Annotated in this window: 18 protein-coding genes; 5 read left to right on the top strand and 13 right to left on the bottom strand. The window is 63.1% G+C overall.

Going from position 1 to position 15,134, the window contains the following annotated elements:
- Positions 1–15: 15 nt before the first annotated feature.
- Positions 16–243 (bottom strand): hypothetical protein, encoded by a 228-nt coding sequence (locus CJEIK_RS10550; RefSeq protein ID WP_237746459.1) that lies wholly within the window; start codon positions 241–243, stop codon positions 16–18.
- Here CJEIK_RS10550 and CJEIK_RS10555 point away from each other — a divergent pair.
- On the top strand, positions 143–1,378 hold the full coding sequence (locus tag CJEIK_RS10555) for an alpha/beta hydrolase (protein WP_415538519.1): 1,236 nt from the start codon (positions 143–145) through the stop codon (positions 1,376–1,378). The genes CJEIK_RS10550 and CJEIK_RS10555 overlap by 101 nt on opposite strands.
- 58 nt (positions 1,379–1,436) lie before the next feature.
- Here the strand turns inward: CJEIK_RS10555 and CJEIK_RS10560 are convergent, their stop codons facing one another.
- From CJEIK_RS10560 to CJEIK_RS10585, 6 genes are all read right to left on the bottom strand, one after another.
- On the bottom strand, positions 1,437–1,760 hold the full coding sequence (locus tag CJEIK_RS10560; RefSeq protein WP_005292244.1) for an Rv3654c family TadE-like protein: 324 nt from the start codon (positions 1,758–1,760) through the stop codon (positions 1,437–1,439).
- 32 nt (positions 1,761–1,792) lie between these two features.
- Complete coding sequence (locus CJEIK_RS10565) at positions 1,793–2,101, bottom strand: hypothetical protein (protein WP_005292246.1); 309 nt, start codon at positions 2,099–2,101, stop codon at positions 1,793–1,795.
- A gap of 150 nt (positions 2,102–2,251) precedes the next feature.
- Positions 2,252–2,596, bottom strand: a complete 345-nt coding sequence (locus CJEIK_RS11390; protein WP_111711881.1) for a DUF4244 domain-containing protein — start codon at positions 2,594–2,596, stop codon at positions 2,252–2,254.
- Between the two features lie 142 nt (positions 2,597–2,738).
- On the bottom strand, positions 2,739–3,863 hold the full coding sequence (locus tag CJEIK_RS10575; protein ID WP_005292249.1) for a type II secretion system F family protein: 1,125 nt from the start codon (positions 3,861–3,863) through the stop codon (positions 2,739–2,741).
- 15 nt (positions 3,864–3,878) lie between these two features.
- The gene (locus tag CJEIK_RS10580; RefSeq protein WP_081345141.1) at positions 3,879–5,054 is read right to left on the bottom strand and encodes a TadA family conjugal transfer-associated ATPase; all 1,176 of its coding nucleotides are present in this window, start codon (positions 5,052–5,054) and stop codon (positions 3,879–3,881) included.
- Positions 5,055–5,081: 27 nt separating this feature from the next.
- On the bottom strand, positions 5,082–6,287 hold the full coding sequence (locus CJEIK_RS10585) for a CpaE-like family protein (RefSeq protein ID WP_005292253.1): 1,206 nt from the start codon (positions 6,285–6,287) through the stop codon (positions 5,082–5,084).
- Between the two features lie 154 nt (positions 6,288–6,441).
- Here CJEIK_RS10585 and CJEIK_RS10590 point away from each other — a divergent pair, with 154 nt between their 5' ends.
- The gene (locus tag CJEIK_RS10590; protein WP_005292255.1) at positions 6,442–7,278 is read left to right on the top strand and encodes an HAD family hydrolase; all 837 of its coding nucleotides are present in this window, start codon (positions 6,442–6,444) and stop codon (positions 7,276–7,278) included.
- Positions 7,279–7,297: 19 nt separating this feature from the next.
- Here the strand turns inward: CJEIK_RS10590 and CJEIK_RS10595 are convergent, their stop codons facing one another.
- The gene (locus tag CJEIK_RS10595) at positions 7,298–8,083 is read right to left on the bottom strand and encodes a Fic family protein (protein WP_005292256.1); all 786 of its coding nucleotides are present in this window, start codon (positions 8,081–8,083) and stop codon (positions 7,298–7,300) included.
- 118 nt (positions 8,084–8,201) lie between these two features.
- On the opposite strand from CJEIK_RS10595, the gene CJEIK_RS10600 reads away from it, so the two are divergent.
- Together CJEIK_RS10600 and CJEIK_RS10605 are read left to right on the top strand one after the other, a co-directional pair.
- A complete protein-coding gene (locus CJEIK_RS10600) occupies positions 8,202–8,687 on the top strand; it encodes a phage holin family protein (RefSeq protein WP_005292258.1) in 486 nt (161 codons plus the stop codon).
- A 40-nt stretch (positions 8,688–8,727) separates the two neighbouring features.
- Positions 8,728–9,648, top strand: coding sequence for an alpha/beta fold hydrolase (locus tag CJEIK_RS10605; protein WP_005292260.1), 921 nt, complete (start codon positions 8,728–8,730; stop codon positions 9,646–9,648).
- Positions 9,649–9,652: 4 nt separating this feature from the next.
- On the opposite strand, the gene CJEIK_RS10610 is transcribed toward CJEIK_RS10605, so the two are convergent.
- Genes CJEIK_RS10610 through nth form a run of 4 tightly spaced genes read right to left on the bottom strand, consistent with a single transcriptional unit; the run spans position 9,653 to position 13,286 of the window.
- A complete protein-coding gene (locus tag CJEIK_RS10610; RefSeq protein WP_005292261.1) occupies positions 9,653–10,870 on the bottom strand; it encodes a MarP family serine protease in 1,218 nt (405 codons plus the stop codon).
- Positions 10,867–11,757, bottom strand: coding sequence for an NUDIX hydrolase (locus CJEIK_RS10615; RefSeq protein ID WP_005292263.1), 891 nt, complete (start codon positions 11,755–11,757; stop codon positions 10,867–10,869). Before CJEIK_RS10615 ends, CJEIK_RS10610 begins: the two co-directional genes overlap by 4 nt.
- On the bottom strand, positions 11,754–12,461 hold the full coding sequence (locus CJEIK_RS10620) for a TlpA family protein disulfide reductase (RefSeq protein ID WP_005292265.1): 708 nt from the start codon (positions 12,459–12,461) through the stop codon (positions 11,754–11,756). The genes CJEIK_RS10615 and CJEIK_RS10620 overlap by 4 nt, the downstream gene beginning before the upstream one ends.
- Before the next feature lie 9 nt (positions 12,462–12,470).
- Positions 12,471–13,286, bottom strand: a complete 816-nt coding sequence (nth, locus tag CJEIK_RS10625; RefSeq protein ID WP_005292267.1) for an endonuclease III — start codon at positions 13,284–13,286, stop codon at positions 12,471–12,473.
- Between the two features lie 212 nt (positions 13,287–13,498).
- On the opposite strand from nth, the gene glxR reads away from it, so the two are divergent.
- Complete coding sequence (gene glxR, locus CJEIK_RS10630) at positions 13,499–14,182, top strand: CRP-like cAMP-activated global transcriptional regulator GlxR (protein WP_011274255.1); 684 nt, start codon at positions 13,499–13,501, stop codon at positions 14,180–14,182.
- Positions 14,183–14,299: 117 nt separating this feature from the next.
- Here the strand turns inward: glxR and CJEIK_RS10635 are convergent, their stop codons facing one another.
- Positions 14,300–15,130 (bottom strand): MBL fold metallo-hydrolase, encoded by an 831-nt coding sequence (locus tag CJEIK_RS10635; RefSeq protein WP_005292272.1) that lies wholly within the window; start codon positions 15,128–15,130, stop codon positions 14,300–14,302.
- Positions 15,131–15,134: the final 4 nt, after the last annotated feature.

Raw genomic sequence — 15,134 nt, forward strand, 5'->3', positions numbered from 1 at the left:
TTTTTCTGGGAATAATCACACTGGGTTCCGGCGGGGTTTTAGGGCGAGTGTCGCCGCCACGATGTCCTTGGTTGCGTTGTCCGGGATGGGCGGGGTGGCTACCGCCCAGTCCGTAGCGCCGTCGGGGTCAGCGCCGTCGGGTGTGGCCTCCTCTGCGCCAACGCCTTCCGGACCGCAGTCGAGCGCTGCCGCGTTGGTCAACCGCGGCGAGCCGATGCGCACTCCAGCTCCGTTCGCCGGCAAACCGGTGGATAGTGGGCTACAGATCGGCGCGGTTCCCGCTAAGGCAGGGGCGCTAATGAACACGGTCCCTCTCGATCCGTCTGTAGGTTTGACCGCTGCTGGCCAGCAGTTCCGTTTCAGCTACTCGACCACCAACCAGCATGGGGCAGTGGCGCCTTCCACCGGTGCCGTGTTCTTCCCGAAGGGCAAGGCTCCGGCTGGCGGTTGGCCGGTGCTGGCGTGGGCACATGGGACGGTGGGCCTGGCGGATCAGTGCACCCCATCTATGAATCCGCGCTCCCAGCGGGATCAGGATTATCTGAACCATTGGCTCAACCAGGGTTATGCGATCGTCGCCAGTGACTATGCGGGCATGGGCACCGAGGGGCTCATGAGCTACCTCAACGGCAAGTCCACCGCAGCTAACGTGGTGGACTCCGTGATCGCCGCACAGGACCTGCCTGCAGTGAAGCAGGGGGGCCAGAAGCTCTCCCGCAACTGGGCGGTTATTGGCCAGTCCCAGGGCGGCGGAGCGGCCTTGCACGTCGCTCTGCGAGCCACGGAGCGGAGCCAGCAGGCGAATCTGAACTTCCTGGGCACGGTAGCCACGGGCGCGCCAGCCTATGTTGAAGAGATCGTGTTGGCGGGCAGCCCGACCTTCCCACCTGTGCCTTTGCCCGCCGGGCTGAACACTTACGCGATGTATATCGTTGCAGCGTTCCGGGAAGCCAACCCGAACGTCGATGTCGATTCCGCTCTGACCGACGAGGGTAAGCGCATGGTGAAGGCCGCCGAGGATTCTTGTTATCCGGAGCTTTCGGCGGCAGTGAAGGGCACCAATGTCGCGCGGGCGTTTTCCAAACCACTCCGCGAGGTGCCGGGCCTGGAACCCGCGCTGCGCGCGTTCATGCAAACTCCTGCGACCGGCTACGATAAGCCGGTTTTCCTGGGGCACGGTCTCATGGACATGGACGTTCCCACCCCTATCGGCATCATTTTGAACACGGACATGTGGATCAACCAATTCATCGGGGATATGCGTAGCCGCAACCAGCGGGTAGAGGTTCACTGGTACCCCACCGACCACGGCGGGACCGTCCCTGCCTCGCAGGTGCACTCCACCCCGTTTTTGGCTGACCTGTTCCGCAACGCTTAGCCCGCGCAAGCCCCGCCTTCGCGCGGCACACTTCACCCCCTCACAGAGCGGCGTCTGACTACTCCGCGGGCCCGGCGATGGCCTGCGCCTTCTGCGGGAGGATGCGCGAGTTGGAGCCCATGCGGGTGGTCACGTCCACCGTCACGAACTCCCCGTTGACCTCGCAGCTTTCCACGTCGGCACCGTTGGCGCCGGCGATGCTTCGCGCCGTATCGCACGGCTCGCCCTCGCCCGTCTGCACAACCATCGCCGCCGATAGCGCAGCCAGGTCCGCGGCCGTGCTGGCCTGCTCCTTGTGACCCAGCATGGCGCTGCCGATAGCCAACAGGGAAACCACCGACAGGACGCCGAGCGTGATCATCGCCCCATAGACGGTGCTCATCTTTCACCCCCCGTCATCTAACTCAATCCCCTCTATTCCCCGTCCGGCTCCACCAACGTGACAGCCTCGCCGTGAACGTCGAACAGCGCCCCGTCCTTGGTGACCTTCACCCGCACAAGTGGCGATTCCGCACTACCTTCGCGGGAGGTGTAGACGGCCGCGGTGGCGTCAATCTGCCTGGCGAGCGCAACCCCATCGCCGCCGCGCGCTTCGGCCCGGGCCACGGTCCGTGCCAGTGATTGCGCCGTGGCGGCCTGCGACATGGTGACCAATCCCGCGGCGGATCCACCAGCGACGAGCGTTATGGCGGACAGGACGATGGCGCCTTCGACTGTGTTCATGTTCGTTCCCGGTTAAAGATTCTTGTGTACTTCTGTGTAGGTCGTGGTGTGCAGTTTTTTGGTGACGCCCTCGCGCGCCCGACCCCTTGAAGAGTTCAGACACACGGGGGCGTGGTGGGGGACCGGAGGCCGACCAAGAGCCTTTTCGGGCTACTTCGTGTTCAGTGCCTTCTCGAAGATTCCGCTCAGCGCCTGTTCCACGGTGTCCGAGGTTACGACGGTGTACAGCAGTGCTCCGAGAGCAGCTGCCGCCACGCAACCGAGGGCATATTCAATAGTGGACATGCCGCGTTCATCGGTGTAGCGACTATAGATAGCACCGATAATCTGGTTCCACCAACGAGCGATAGGGTGCAGTTCAGAATGTGTTTCTTCTGAGATTCCCGTGCTCGGATCCGTCTTGACCGGCGCGGCCTTGACCTGCACCGGCATCACGGCCGATGGAAGAGCGGTTGGCGTGGGGGTAAGTGGAGCGGTCATGGTTGGAGTGGTCATGATCAATGTCCTTCCTGGCGACACAACAAACGCACCGCCATGTCGAGTGAGTTGAGTTCGATAGATGTCAGATGTCCGTGTGAACCACTGTGAACTGCTTTCCCCGGGAGTGCCCCTCCCTCTGCGTCGGTACCCATAGCCCTTAGAGCGAGGCCATTCCGATGGCCAGCGGTATCAAGCCGACGAAGACGAAGGCCGGGAGAAAGCAGAGGGTCAGTGGCGCCGCCAAGGCAATCAGCACCTTTTCAGCTCCGGCGGTTGCTTTGTCTGCGGCAACTCGGCGGAGGTGTTCGGCCTGTTGATGCATTCCATCGGCAAGCGATGTTCCGGCGCGGGTTTGCTGCGCCGCTTGGCGGGCGATGGGGCCAAGGAGGGGATGATCGGCCAGCGTAAGCCAAGCATCCTGTCCCCCACCGAGGTTCAGCAGCGCCATGGCGCGGCCGAGTTCCCCCTCCCCATCGTGTTCACCATTCTGGATTAGCTGACCCACCCCCACGTCCCAGGCTGGCAGCAGTGCCTTTCCGGAACGCAACGCAGCTGCGGAGACATCGAGGGCGCGGGCCGCGTCCAGCGGACCCATGAGTGTGGAGCCGGCAGGTCCAGCCCGCACACCCACTCCACCCAGCGGTGATGTAGTCAACGATTCGCTTAGATGCTCCGTCCACAGGGTGCCGGCACATACCAGGCCCACGCCTACCAGGAAAAGCAGTACTCCCAGTACATTCGTCAGCAGAAAGGTCAGCGTGCCCAGCCCGCTACTCTGCCCTAATGCCACCGCGCCGACCGGCAATGCCAGCAGCACAGTAACGGTCAGCCGTGCCCCTGCTGTCGCGGATGTGGATTTGGAGATGTGCGCCAACTGCGCATCAATGTCCGTCACGTGCGCCCGAGCCAGCGTCGCCAGCCCCACGCCGTGGCGGCGGGAAATGCCCCAAATATGGAATAGGTGGGCAAGGAAGCTAGGGGCGTCACTGCCCGGTGCGGCACCAGCAGCCCCTGCGCCCGGCGCGGCACCTAGACGCACTCTCACACAAGCGACATCCAACTGGTGGCGCAGAGTTTCAGAATTTAACCCTTCGGCGGCGTGCTCAACGGCCTCCAGTGGGCGGGCGCCTGCGGCTACCTCGCGGGCGATGGCATCCACAACATCGCGCACCTCGGCCAGGGTTTTCATCTGCCGACGGGTTTTCATCATCCGCCCCACCACAATCTTGAGGGTGAAGGCCACCATCAACGCGGCCGCCACCACCGCCAGTACCGGAATCATGATTCTCCCCTCCCTTCAGCCCAGCTCATCGCAGAACTCCTCGAATCCCCCGCGGGCACCATCGCGCCAATGCCACAGAATCTCGATGTGCGCCCGCTCGTCGCCGACCAGCCGCCCGATGTGCGTCAGCCGTCGCCCCCGCTCCGTTCGGGAAACGTGCAACACCACGTCTATGCCGTCGATCACCTGGCGGGTCAGGGCAATCCGATCCAGCCCGGCCATCGCACCCAGTGCCTCCAGCCTCCCCGGCACACTCGCTGGGTCGTTTGCGTGGATGGTGCCCGCACTGCCCGCGTGCCCTGTATTCAGGGCAACCAGCAGGTCCGCCACTTCGGGGCCTCGGATCTCGCCCACCACGATGCGATCGGGACGCATGCGCAGACTCTGCTTCACCAGCGTCGTCATGGAGATCGCACCCGCCCCCTCCGCATTGCCCTCGCGGGTAGCCAATGCCACTACGTGCGGATGGTCTATCAGTAATTCCGGGGTGTCCTCCACCACGAGCAGCCGCTGGTCGTAGGCAACCTCCGCCAACAGCGCAGCCAGCAGGGTGGTCTTCCCCGCGCCCGTCCCGCCGCTAATCAGAATGTTCCGCCGTGCCCGCACAATCCGCCGCAGCACGCCCGCCATCTCTTCACTGGCCAGGCCGCCTTGTACCAGCGCATCCAAGGAGTTCTTTTGCCCCCTAATTGCTCGCAGGCTAATGCAGCTGCCGCCCGCTGCCGGCGGAGCTAGCAGAGTGTGCACACGGATCGCCTGCGCCGACACGTCCGGAGGCAGCTCCCGCAGCACCCCGTCTGCGAAGGGCCGAGCTTCGTCCAGCCGCTCCCCGCACAGTGTGGCCATCCGCACCGCTAGGTCACGCGCCGCCTCCGTATCGATCTGCACCCCGTCTATTGGCTGCATACCTTCGCCCCGATCCGCCCATACGCTGCCATCCCCATTGAGCACAACGTCCGTCACCTGCGAATCCTGTAGAGGTCCGGCAAGCGGCCCCAGCCCACTGAATTCCCTCTGTAGAGTCCGCACGTTCTCCACACTCGCCTTCCCGATCAGGTGCAAGCTGCGCGAAAGGTCGTGCTCGTCCGGCCTGCTAATCCCCTGTTCGGCCAGGTCGTCGCGCACTATTGCCAGTAGTCCGCGCTCCGGTTCCGGCTGGTTGTTCTTGCTCTTTTTTCTTCGTGACGCCACCTGCGTCTCCCCCGTCCCGTCTATCCCCTAGCTCGCGATAGGCAGCGCGCAGTTGCCGACGATGTGCTGGATTTTCTCCCACACCTCGCGCACCGGCCCGCGGGCGCGGTCGTGCTTCAGCGAGCTTTCAATCCAGTACTCGGCCTCGCCTCGATCCAGGGCGGCAGTGCACTGGTCGTCGTGGCGAATCACCGCCACCGGAACCTCGTCCATCATCATCGCGGCGACGGCCACAGAGGTGGAAGCACCGGGAACTTCCCGCAATACAATCAGCGGCTTGGTTCGGTCGTTCTCCAGCATTCGGTTCCGTAGCGCGCTGGCAGCAGTCGCCCCTTGGATGGTTAGGGGTGCTACCAGGATGTGCACATCAGGCTCCCCCTCGCCCCATTGCTCCTGCCATCCTGCGCTCGCACTATCGGCCACTGGCAGGCTGCGCCCGCAGTCCACCACCAGGTCATCCGCATGCATTAAACCGGCTAGTTGGCCCACATCCAGCCCCCTGCCCCCGCTGGGTGCACCGAATGTTGGATAGCGGTCTGCGTAGATCACGGGAACAGCTCCACCATCCGCGCTGATCTTCTTGCCGCCCGCGCTGTCGAAGCCCAACATCAGAAGGTGACTGCGCAGTTGGTCAAAGTCGCAGTCGGCAGGGATCTGGTTGCGGGTGAGCCCCGGCCGCCGTTCCTTGCCCAGAACCAAGTCCAGGCCGCAGGAGTGCGGGTCAGCATCCACCAACACCGCAGGCCTTCCCTCGCAGGACATGTAGTAGGCCAGTTGTGCCGCAAACAGGCTGGACCCTGCCCCGCCGACCGCTGAGCTCACCGCGATGCGTACCGCGTCGTTTGTCCCGATCATCTCCGCTAAGACCATCGCTCCACCGGCATCCAGGGAGGGCTCCAGCTGATCCACGCGGATCGCCCGCACCAGCCGGTGGCAGGTCAGCTCGCTCTCCCTATCACTCAGCACGATCGCTGAGTTCTGGCAGGTAAACCCCTCTTTCCGTTCCAGCTCGCGGAGGAGGTTCGCTTCGAACTCTTCCGTGCCGTCATGCATAATCATCGGTCTGCGGGTCACCGCCACGACCATGCGCGCCTCGTTGTTCCACAGCGGATCAGCGATGTCCACGATCACCGGTCGGAGCTGTGCCGTTCGCTCCTGCAGCTTCTTCTTTGCTGCTGTTCTTGCCTTCTTGGCTGCTGCCTTGCTCTGCTTTGCTGAATGCCCTGCGCCCATGCACCAAAGGCTCCCAGCTGCGGGCTTGCAAAAGTACCCCTGATTTTTTAGCTGTGGAAAAGTCGGGTTGGCGTCATAAAAAAGGGCCTAGACCCTGTGAATAACCCGAAACGAAAAAAGATTAGAGTGACATAAGTAGCGCAATGTTACTAGAATGACGCATGTGACTCACCACCAGGACCCACCCCGCGCACAGGGCGCAGAGCGAGTTTTGGCCATTTTCGACCTCGATAAGACCATCATCGACACGTCGGCATCCCTGGCCTACCGCCGCCCCATGGCCGAACGCGGCCTGCTGAATACCGGTGAAGTGCTGAAGATGATGGCGATGCTGGGCAACTACATGCTCTCCACCCATTCCGAGGGCAACCTGGAATCCACTAAAGAAGCCCTGACCAGGATCATCAAGGACCGCGAATCCGAACCCCTGCGCCAGGTCGCCCAAGAGGCCCTGCAGGAGGTCATCACCCCATTCATCTACGCCGAGGCGCGCGAACTGATCGAATGGCATCGCAAGATGGGCCACCGCATCGCCATCGTGACCGCCTCAGCCTCCGTCATGGTGCAGCCCATCGCCAAGGAACTCGGCGTGGACCACCTCTTCGCCACTGAACTGGAGGAAAAAGATGGGCGCTTCACCGGCGCCGTCACGCACTTCAACAAGGGGCATGCAAAGGTCGAGCGGATCCTAGAGCTCGCCCGCAAACACGGATACGACCTGGAGCGAAGCTACGCTTATTCTGACGCCGCCACAGACATCCCCATGCTAAAGCTGGTGGGCAATCCGGTTGCGGTGAACCCGGACCGCCCCCTGAAGAAGCAGGCTACAGAGGCCGAATGGCCGATCCGCCAATTCGTCCGCCCGGAACCACTATTTCCACAGGCAGCGGTTATCGCCGGCGCCGGCGCCACCCTGGCTCTGCTTGGCATTGCCGCCACCGGCCTGGCGATGTGGTGGCGCGGACGCGCGGAAGGCTCAGACGAGGCCTAGCGCAGCCTAGCGACAACTTCTATTTCGCGTCCGCGATCGACTTGCCCTCCAGCGAGCCCTCGGACAGGCCCGTGGCGTGGAAAACAATCCACTCGGCCACGCCCTCCGGGGTGCCACTAGCAAACCCCTCGGCCTTCGCCTGGTACTCGTCGCGCCGACGGTTCCACCAGACCTCCGGCACACCCAGCCCACGTGGATCCAAGCCGGTGGCGATGGTCGCCAGTCGGGAGCAAGCGCGGGCCGTCACGCCGGTGGCGTCCGCAAAAGGCTGCAACGTCAGCAACTCGCCGTGGATCACCGCAGACAACACCGTCGCGTTCACCTTAGTGCCACCAGTAATGAACTTGCCCAGCAGCTGCAGGCGCGCATCCGTGGAGCGGCGCGGGCGCCCCGGCACCAGAAACTCCGCATCCCCCGCAGCCTTCTGCCGAAATGCCGGGTCGGACATCTGCGGGCTAGCAACCGAGTTGATGCGCGCGATGATCTGCAGCGGTGCGCGCCGCCAGGTGGTCACCGTTTCCGTCACACCGTCCGGCGCCAGCAGCTCCGCAGCACGCAGCGCTCCGGCCAGGATTGGGTCCTCCACCTGGCCATCCTCCGGCAAGCGCGGGGAGCCACCGTCCAACTGCGCCGAGGCACGGGCGCCGCGCAGCACCGATTCTGCACCCGTGACATCCCAGCCGCGCAGGTTGGCGGGGTGGCGGTGCAGACGCGCCAGGTGGTCGTTGGCTTGGGTCACAGCCTCCGGCACTCCGGGTAGTTCAGCCAGTCCAGCGAGTGGGTCTTGCGCAGAATTGTCAGACATATTTAAGACAATAATGCACCCGCGCGCGCAATCTTCCCCGTGGTCTGGCAAACTAGGGGGAGTCAATTAGGTGTAACCCCCAGGAGTTTTAACAGTGAGCAACAACGATCACGATGGCATGTTCACCGACCGCGATAGCTTTAACCCGAAGGTTAACGCTATTCCGCTGTCGGATGTTGATACCCATGCCAAGGGTCAGGCCAGCATCAGTGACCTGGTGAAGGATGCCTCTGCGCAGGTTTCCTCCCTGGTTCGTTCCGAGGTCGAGCTGGCAAAGACCGAGATCGCTACTTCCGCCAAGAAGGCCGGCATCGGCGTGGGCCTGTTCGGCGCTGCCGCCATCATCCTGGCCTACAGCTCCTTCTTCCTCTTCTTTACCATCGCCGAGGCATTGGATACCTTCATGTGGCGTTGGGCGGCCTTCCTGGTCGTCTTCCTGTTCATGCTGGTTCTGGTTGCCATCCTGGCTCTGGTTGGCCTGAAGCAGGTCAAGGGCGTGAAGAAGCCGGAGAAGACCATCGAGTCCGTCGGTGAGCTGAAGACCGTGATCCCGCAGAAGGGCAAGAACTCTTCCTCCGCGCGCCGCCCGGGAATGTACACCTAAATCCCCCGTGCGCCTCAAGATAACTTGAGGATGAATTGAGATGACATTCGAAGATTCTCACGCCGCAGATCCGCACACCCCGCATGCCACTTTCGTGCATTCGCGGGGTGTGCGTCTTCGCGTGGACGTTCAAGGCCCCCGCAACGCGCCATTGGTGCTTCTCATCCACGGTTTCGGCGGCGGAGCTTTCGACTGGCACCCGCTGATGCGGGAGCTCGCGGGCGAGGACCTGCGCCTGGCCGCCGTGGATCTTCGGGGCTATGGCCGTTCGGATAAAACCCCGCGCGGATACGACCTCACCACCGCCGCCAGCGATATGGCCGGGGTTATCCGCGGCCTGGGTCACACGACCGCCACCGTCGTTGGCCACGGTTTTGGAGGCATGGTCGCCTGGACTCTGGTGGCTCACAACCCGGAGCGGGTTCGCAGCTTCGTCACCCTTTCCGCGATCAATCCGCTACTGCGTTTCCGCAGGATCCTAGCCCAGCCATTCTCTCAGCCGCACTTCGCGCGCCGTCTACTGTCGGCCCAGCTACCGCGCCTTCCGGAGCGCAAACTGCTAGCCGATAACGCCGCAGCGGCCGAAAAGATCTTTAGGGCAGGTGTGGCCCCGGGTTTTAGGGATACGGACGCCTACTTCCGCAGCGCCACACTCCGCCGCGAGGCAATGCAGGTAGATAAGGTGGCGCATCTTTCCTGCGAGTACCTGCGCTGGCCTTTCCGTAGCCGCTTCCGTCCCGAAGCAATGCGCTTCGAGCGGACCTTCCCTGCGACCACACCTGTGCCGCTTTTAGCGGTGGACGGCAACATGGATCCGATCTACGACGAATCCCTGGCGCAGAAGTCCGCCCGGAAGGCCGATACCGCCGAGCACAAGGTGCTTTACGGCGTGGGCCACTACCCGCACGTGGAGGATCCGCCGTGCGTCGCGGAGCTACTCCGCGAGCACCTGCGCGCTTAAGTCGCTAATCCGCCACGCAAGCACCCGTCGCCGGGCTGCCCTGGTGGGCGGTCACGTCCCCGACGTGCTTCATGACCTCTTCCCTGGTCAGCGCGTAACCAGTGTCCTTCTCGTTAACGTCGGCACCGAATACGACCCCCAGCACGTGGCCGTCCTTGTCGATCAGCGGGCCACCGGAGTTACCCTGCACCACGGAGCCGCGCAGCGAGTACGCCTCACGCTCCACTCGAGCATCTGCATAGATGTTCGGCCCACTGACCACGAACTTCTCACGGATACGCGCCGGAGTGGCTTTAAATGGCCCGCCGTTGGGGTAGCCCATAACGATCGCGTCCTGCCCTTGCTGCCCCACTCCATCGGCCCATTTCATCGGCACTAAGGGGAGGTTTTCGCTACGGAGCAGCGCGATGTCCACCTGCGGGTTGTAATACACCACCCGAGCCTCGCGCGGGCCATCCTTTGTCATCAGCGTTACCTGGTTGGTTCCGGCCACCACGTGGGCGTTGGTCATCACCGTATCCTCGGCAACCACCCAGCCGGTGCCCTGCAGCATGCGGCTGCACTGCTCCGCCTGCCCCACCACGCGCAGCACACTGTCGCGGGTGTTCTGCACCGCCGGGGATCGCATCAGGGCATTATCCGGCGGATCAACCTCCGCAGCAGGCAGATTCTCCATCGGGTCGGCGATCATCGGGAAGCCCGAGTCGTTGATCAGCTGCGAGGTCTGCGCCGGCAGTTGTTTGAACCACACGGGGGCGGCGCTGCCCACGGCACTGAGGATCTTGCTGCCCTTGATGGACTTGCCGAAGCCGCCGACGTTTCCGGTGGCGATTGGCACGAGGATCAGCCACACGATCAGCAGCGTTGTAAAGACCTGCACGACGGAGCCAACGGCGGAGTCCGCCCGCAAGGCTTCCCGAGTGCGGATGTTATCCCGCAGTTTCGCGCCTATGCCGGAGCCGATGGCGTAACAGATCACCACCACGAGCGTCACGGTGAGAAGTGCCGCAAAAAACCGCGCGCTGTAGCTATCTGGGGCTTTCTCCTCCGCAAAGTGCACGGCGATCGGCACCAGCTTCACGCCCAGGTAGCCGCCTAGAGCCACTCCGACGAAGCTCAGTGTGGCGCTAAACCCGCCCTGCCGATACCCGGAGATCGCTGCGCCGAGGCACACCAAAACCAGCACGATGTCGAGGATCACCGACCCTGTCGCTCCGCTCATGGTGCGCCTCCGTTTCTGCCCATCTCATTGGCTCTGTGGAACCCTTCCCGCATTTCGCCGAGCGCCTCGCCATTGGCGGAGCCGGCCAGCGTCTCGAAAAGGTTCCACGGCCCGTCTGCACCGCTATCACCGCCACTGGACCAGGGTTCCTCCCAGCCTGCACGGCGCAGCAGGGCGCTGATCACCCCGCCGGTGAAACCCCATAGGACCAGCGGGTTTTCCTCGCCGATGTGCAGGTTCCAGGCCGGTCCGCGCCAGCCGGCAAAGCCCACCTCGAAGCGTCGCTCCGGGTTCACCAGCTCGCCCAGGGGGTAGGGCTCAACCCAGTCGTTTTCGGTTGTAGGGCAGCTTACCGCATGGGGTTGACGCCACCACGCCACCACTGGCACCACTGCAAAATTTGAACGATCAATGTAGATCGGTTGCAGTACTGCAAACGGCTCCACCGTGTCCGGGTTCAGCCCCGTTTCCTCCTCGGCCTCCCGCAGGGCGGTCTCCACCGGCCCAGCGTCGGCTTCCTCCAAACGCCCGCCGGGAAAGGCCACCTGTCCGCTGTGGTTGCGCATGGTTGGCGTGCGGTGGGTCAGAAGCATGGTTGCGTCGGCGGGGATGGCCTGCCTGCCTGTGGCGCTGGCAGGGCGGGAGAAGGTGGCGTCACCAGAAAGAAGAATCAGCACCGCCGAGTAGCGGGGCGGGCGGCCATGCTCGTCGACCTCCGGCACGATCCGGGCGGAGTCGTTGAGGTACTGGTGGATGTCCACCTCGCGGCACTCGCGGGCGAAGTCGTGTAGCCATTCGGGCAGGTTGGAAGGCAGTTCTGGCTGTTCTTGCATACGTGCGAGCCACCGGTCTAGGTGGGTGTTCGGCTGCGAATTCGAGCTGGTCATAGAACCTCCTGCACCGCCTTTTCCATTTCCTCGGCACTGTGGAAGGTCTGCGCGTACAGGTGCGCGCGGGTGCCGTCCGGGTTGTAAACCACAGTCAGTGGCACCACCTTCGGTAGATTCGCCGCGGAGTCGAAAATGTGGTTGGAATCCTGGAAGCTGGGCAGCTTATTCACATCCAGGTCGCGCAGCATGTCCGCCCCGGCCTGCCCCTTGGCATCCAGGTGAACTCCCACGACATTCCACTCGGGGTGCTGTTCGGCGAGTTTCTGCACCACCGGCAGTTCCTCACGGCAGGGGGCGCACCACCATGCCCAGACGTTCACGACTGTGGGCTTTCCAGCCAGACGTTCGGCCAGGGAGGTCTGTGACTTGGCTGTGTCACCCCCTGTCCCACCTTCTGTCAGGCACGGGAGGCGCACGTCCTTCAACTCCGCCTCGGGGCTCACGGCGGCCCCCCTCTCTCCCCCGCCTTCATCTTCGCCTGCCGGGCAGCGGACCTCGTTCGCAACCTCGACAGGCCCGTCGTCCGCTGGGGCCGAGGGGGCGTCCTCCTCCATAGAAGACGCGGGCGCACCTGCGTCATCCGCAGAATCATCGCGCAACGCGGCAATCAGCGGCACGCAAAGAATCGCAATGCCAACAACCAGCGTGACCGCGATGATGATCGCGCGTGTGCGGGCGGAGTGTTCGACAGGTGCAGACATAACAGGAAATCAGTCTACCTGGCTGCTTGCCTCGAACCCCGCCATATCTAGTAGGTGGTCGCGGTCGTCCGACTTAATCATTGTTGACGCCACCTCAGGGTCAGCCGGCCCCGCCATCCCGAAGCTTGGGCACTGACGCGCCAAAAAGCAGGCTCCACAGGCCGCCCGGCGCGAATGGCAGATTCGTCGGCCGTGGAAGATCGCCCGGTGGGAGTACAGAGTCCATTCCTTGCGCTCGATTAGCTCCATGAGGTCGCGCTCGACCTGCACGGGGTCTTCGTGTTCCGTGAGCTTCCACCGGCGGGCCAGGCGCCCCAAGTGCGTATCCACGGTGATGCCCGGCACGCCGAAAGCGTTTCCCAGCACCACATTTGCAGTCTTTCGCCCCACGCCGGGGAGTTTCACCAGTTGCTCGAGCGTGCCGGGCACCTCGCCACCGTGCCTTTCCACGATCGCTTGGCCAAGCCCCACAATGCTTTTTGCCTTCGAGCGGTAGAAGCCTGTGGACTTGATGAGCTGTTCGACATCCTCGATGTTCGCCTCCGCGTAGTCGGCAGCGGTGGGATAGCGCCGGAACAGCGCAGGGGTAACGGCGTTGACGCGCTTATCGGTGCACTGTGCGGACAGTACGGTGGCCACCAGTAGCTCAAGTGGGTTGCTAAAATCCAGCTCGCAGTGTGCGTCCGGGTATGCCTCCGCGAGCATTCGGTTTATCTTGCGGGCACGGCGCTTGCGGCCCAGCGGGGTTTCCTCACCCTTCGCAGCGATGTGCGCGCCGATGCGCGGCAGGGTGGGTTGAGCGGACGGGGCGGTGTGGTGAGTCATAGAACCTTCCACTTCGACGAAAAGCAGTTCTGCGAGCAAAAGCGACAACTAATAATATTTTCAAATGTACCTTCACCCCGAATTGCGCTGTGACATAGTTGGGTATGATCTAACAAAAGAGACGAACCATACATATATGGCGTGATGTACGCTACACAGGTGAGGTGGTTACCCGAGCCACCGCGATGCCAGAAACGGAAGTGAAACTAAGGATGGCAGAAGTATCCGAAATACTATCGAGGGCGGGCATTTTCCAGGGTGTTGAACCCAACGCAGTCCGCACCCTCATCGAGCAGCTGGATACCGTCAAATTTCCTCGTGGCACCACCATCTTCGACGAGGGTGAGCCGGGCGACCGACTGTACATCATTATCAGCGGCAAGGTGAAGCTCGCCCGCCACTCGGTAGATGGGCGTGAGAACCTGCTGACTGTCATGGGCCCTTCCGACATGTTCGGCGAGCTGTCCATCTTCGACCCTGGTCCCCGCACCTCATCCGCCGTCTGCGTGACGGAGTTGCAGGCAGCAACGATGGACTCCACGATGCTGCACAACTGGATCAGCGAACACCCGGAGATCGCCGAGCAGCTGCTGCGCGTGCTGGCCCGCCGCCTGCGCCGCACCAATAATTCTCTGGCAGATCTGATTTTCACGGACGTTCCCGGCCGCGTAGCCAAGGCTCTGCTGCAGCTGGCGAACCGTTTCGGCACCCAGGAGGGCACCGCATTGCGCGTGCACCACGACCTGACCCAGGAGGAGATCGCCCAGCTGGTCGGCGCCTCCCGTGAGACCGTGAACAAGGCGCTGGCGGAGTTCGCCCACCGCGGGTGGATCCGACTGGAGGGCAAATCCGTACTCATCTCGGACACCGAGCGCCTAGCCAAGCGCGCTCGCTAGGGCTGCTCGCCACTTTTGGGCAGCGCTTGAGCGGCGCGCTCCGGGTGGAGCTATAGATAACACACAAAAAAGCCCGCACCTTCTGGTGCGGGCTTTTTCAGGTGGCAGTAGCCTCCGCTAGTCTTCGTCACCGCGCAGGAAGCGCAGCGTCACACGAGTAGACTGCGCCGCGGCGTTGCGCAGCACCGGATCCACATCCGTGTAGATCTCATCGACGATCTCATTCACCGAAGCGTCGTCACCCAGCTTCTTCAGCGCTTCCTTGACCTGCTCCAGGCGCTGCTCACGGCGGTCGATGTACTTCTGTGCAACCTCCGCCAAGTTCGGCAAATCCGGGCCGTGGCCAGGCAGCAGCGGCTTATCCTGGCCGCGCTCGCGCAGCTTGGAGAGGGTCTCCAGGTAGGCCCCCAGGTCACCATCAGTCTCGGAAATCATGGTGGTGTGGCGGCCAGCGAGGGTATCGCCAGTGATGATGCCCTCAACGTCGGAATCGTCGGTGCCACCGTTGGAGTGAATAAAGAAGGCAACACAGTCGGAGGTATGACCCGGGCAGTGGACGACCTCGATAGTCGGGGTGAGCCCCTCGAAGGAGATGATCTCTCCATCCTTCAACTCGTCAGCTGCGATGCAGTACTGCTTGTCGAAAGCGCGAACCGCCGCGCCGGAGATCTGACGGAAGCGCTGAGCACCGTTGGCATGATCGGCGTGACGGTGAGTCAACAACACAACGCCGATCTCTGCACCACCCTCGGTGGCCTTGGTGTTCAACACATTCAGGTGACCCTCGTCCTGTGGACCCGGATCCACCACAACGGATACTGTGTCGTTTTCTCCCTTAATCACCCAGGAGTTCGTGCCTTCAAGGGCAGCGTAGCTGGGGTTCGGCGCGAGAACGACGCCGGCGTTCGGGGTTACTGGACGTAGTTGGCTATAAGCGGGGTGCTTCATGCCT

Source organism: Corynebacterium jeikeium (assembly GCF_028609885.1).
GTDB lineage: Bacteria > Actinomycetota > Actinomycetes > Mycobacteriales > Mycobacteriaceae > Corynebacterium > Corynebacterium jeikeium.

Bases quoted from the DNA above. Each gene is read 5' to 3' on its own strand.
- CJEIK_RS10560 (WP_005292244.1), bottom strand. From the start codon at position 1,760: ATGAGCACCGTCTATGGGGCGATGATCACGCTCGGCGTCCTGTCGGTG.
- CJEIK_RS10565 (WP_005292246.1), bottom strand. From the start codon at position 2,101: ATGAACACAGTCGAAGGCGCCATCGTCCTGTCCGCCATAACGCTCGTC.
- CJEIK_RS11390 (WP_111711881.1), bottom strand. From the start codon at position 2,596: ATGACCACTCCAACCATGACCGCTCCACTTACCCCCACGCCAACCGCT.
- CJEIK_RS10575 (WP_005292249.1), bottom strand. From the start codon at position 3,863: ATGATTCCGGTACTGGCGGTGGTGGCGGCCGCGTTGATGGTGGCCTTC.
- CJEIK_RS10585 (WP_005292253.1), bottom strand. From the start codon at position 6,287: ATGGGCGCAGGGCATTCAGCAAAGCAGAGCAAGGCAGCAGCCAAGAAG.
- CJEIK_RS10590 (WP_005292255.1), top strand. From the start codon at position 6,442: ATGACGCATGTGACTCACCACCAGGACCCACCCCGCGCACAGGGCGCA.
- CJEIK_RS10595 (WP_005292256.1), bottom strand. From the start codon at position 8,083: ATGTCTGACAATTCTGCGCAAGACCCACTCGCTGGACTGGCTGAACTA.
- CJEIK_RS10600 (WP_005292258.1), top strand. From the start codon at position 8,202: ATGTTCACCGACCGCGATAGCTTTAACCCGAAGGTTAACGCTATTCCG.
- CJEIK_RS10605 (WP_005292260.1), top strand. From the start codon at position 8,728: ATGACATTCGAAGATTCTCACGCCGCAGATCCGCACACCCCGCATGCC.
- CJEIK_RS10610 (WP_005292261.1), bottom strand. From the start codon at position 10,870: ATGAGCGGAGCGACAGGGTCGGTGATCCTCGACATCGTGCTGGTTTTG.
- CJEIK_RS10615 (WP_005292263.1), bottom strand. From the start codon at position 11,757: ATGACCAGCTCGAATTCGCAGCCGAACACCCACCTAGACCGGTGGCTC.
- CJEIK_RS10620 (WP_005292265.1), bottom strand. From the start codon at position 12,461: ATGTCTGCACCTGTCGAACACTCCGCCCGCACACGCGCGATCATCATC.
- nth (WP_005292267.1), bottom strand. From the start codon at position 13,286: ATGACTCACCACACCGCCCCGTCCGCTCAACCCACCCTGCCGCGCATC.
- glxR (WP_011274255.1), top strand. From the start codon at position 13,499: ATGGCAGAAGTATCCGAAATACTATCGAGGGCGGGCATTTTCCAGGGT.
- CJEIK_RS10635 (WP_005292272.1), bottom strand. From the start codon at position 15,130: ATGAAGCACCCCGCTTATAGCCAACTACGTCCAGTAACCCCGAACGCC.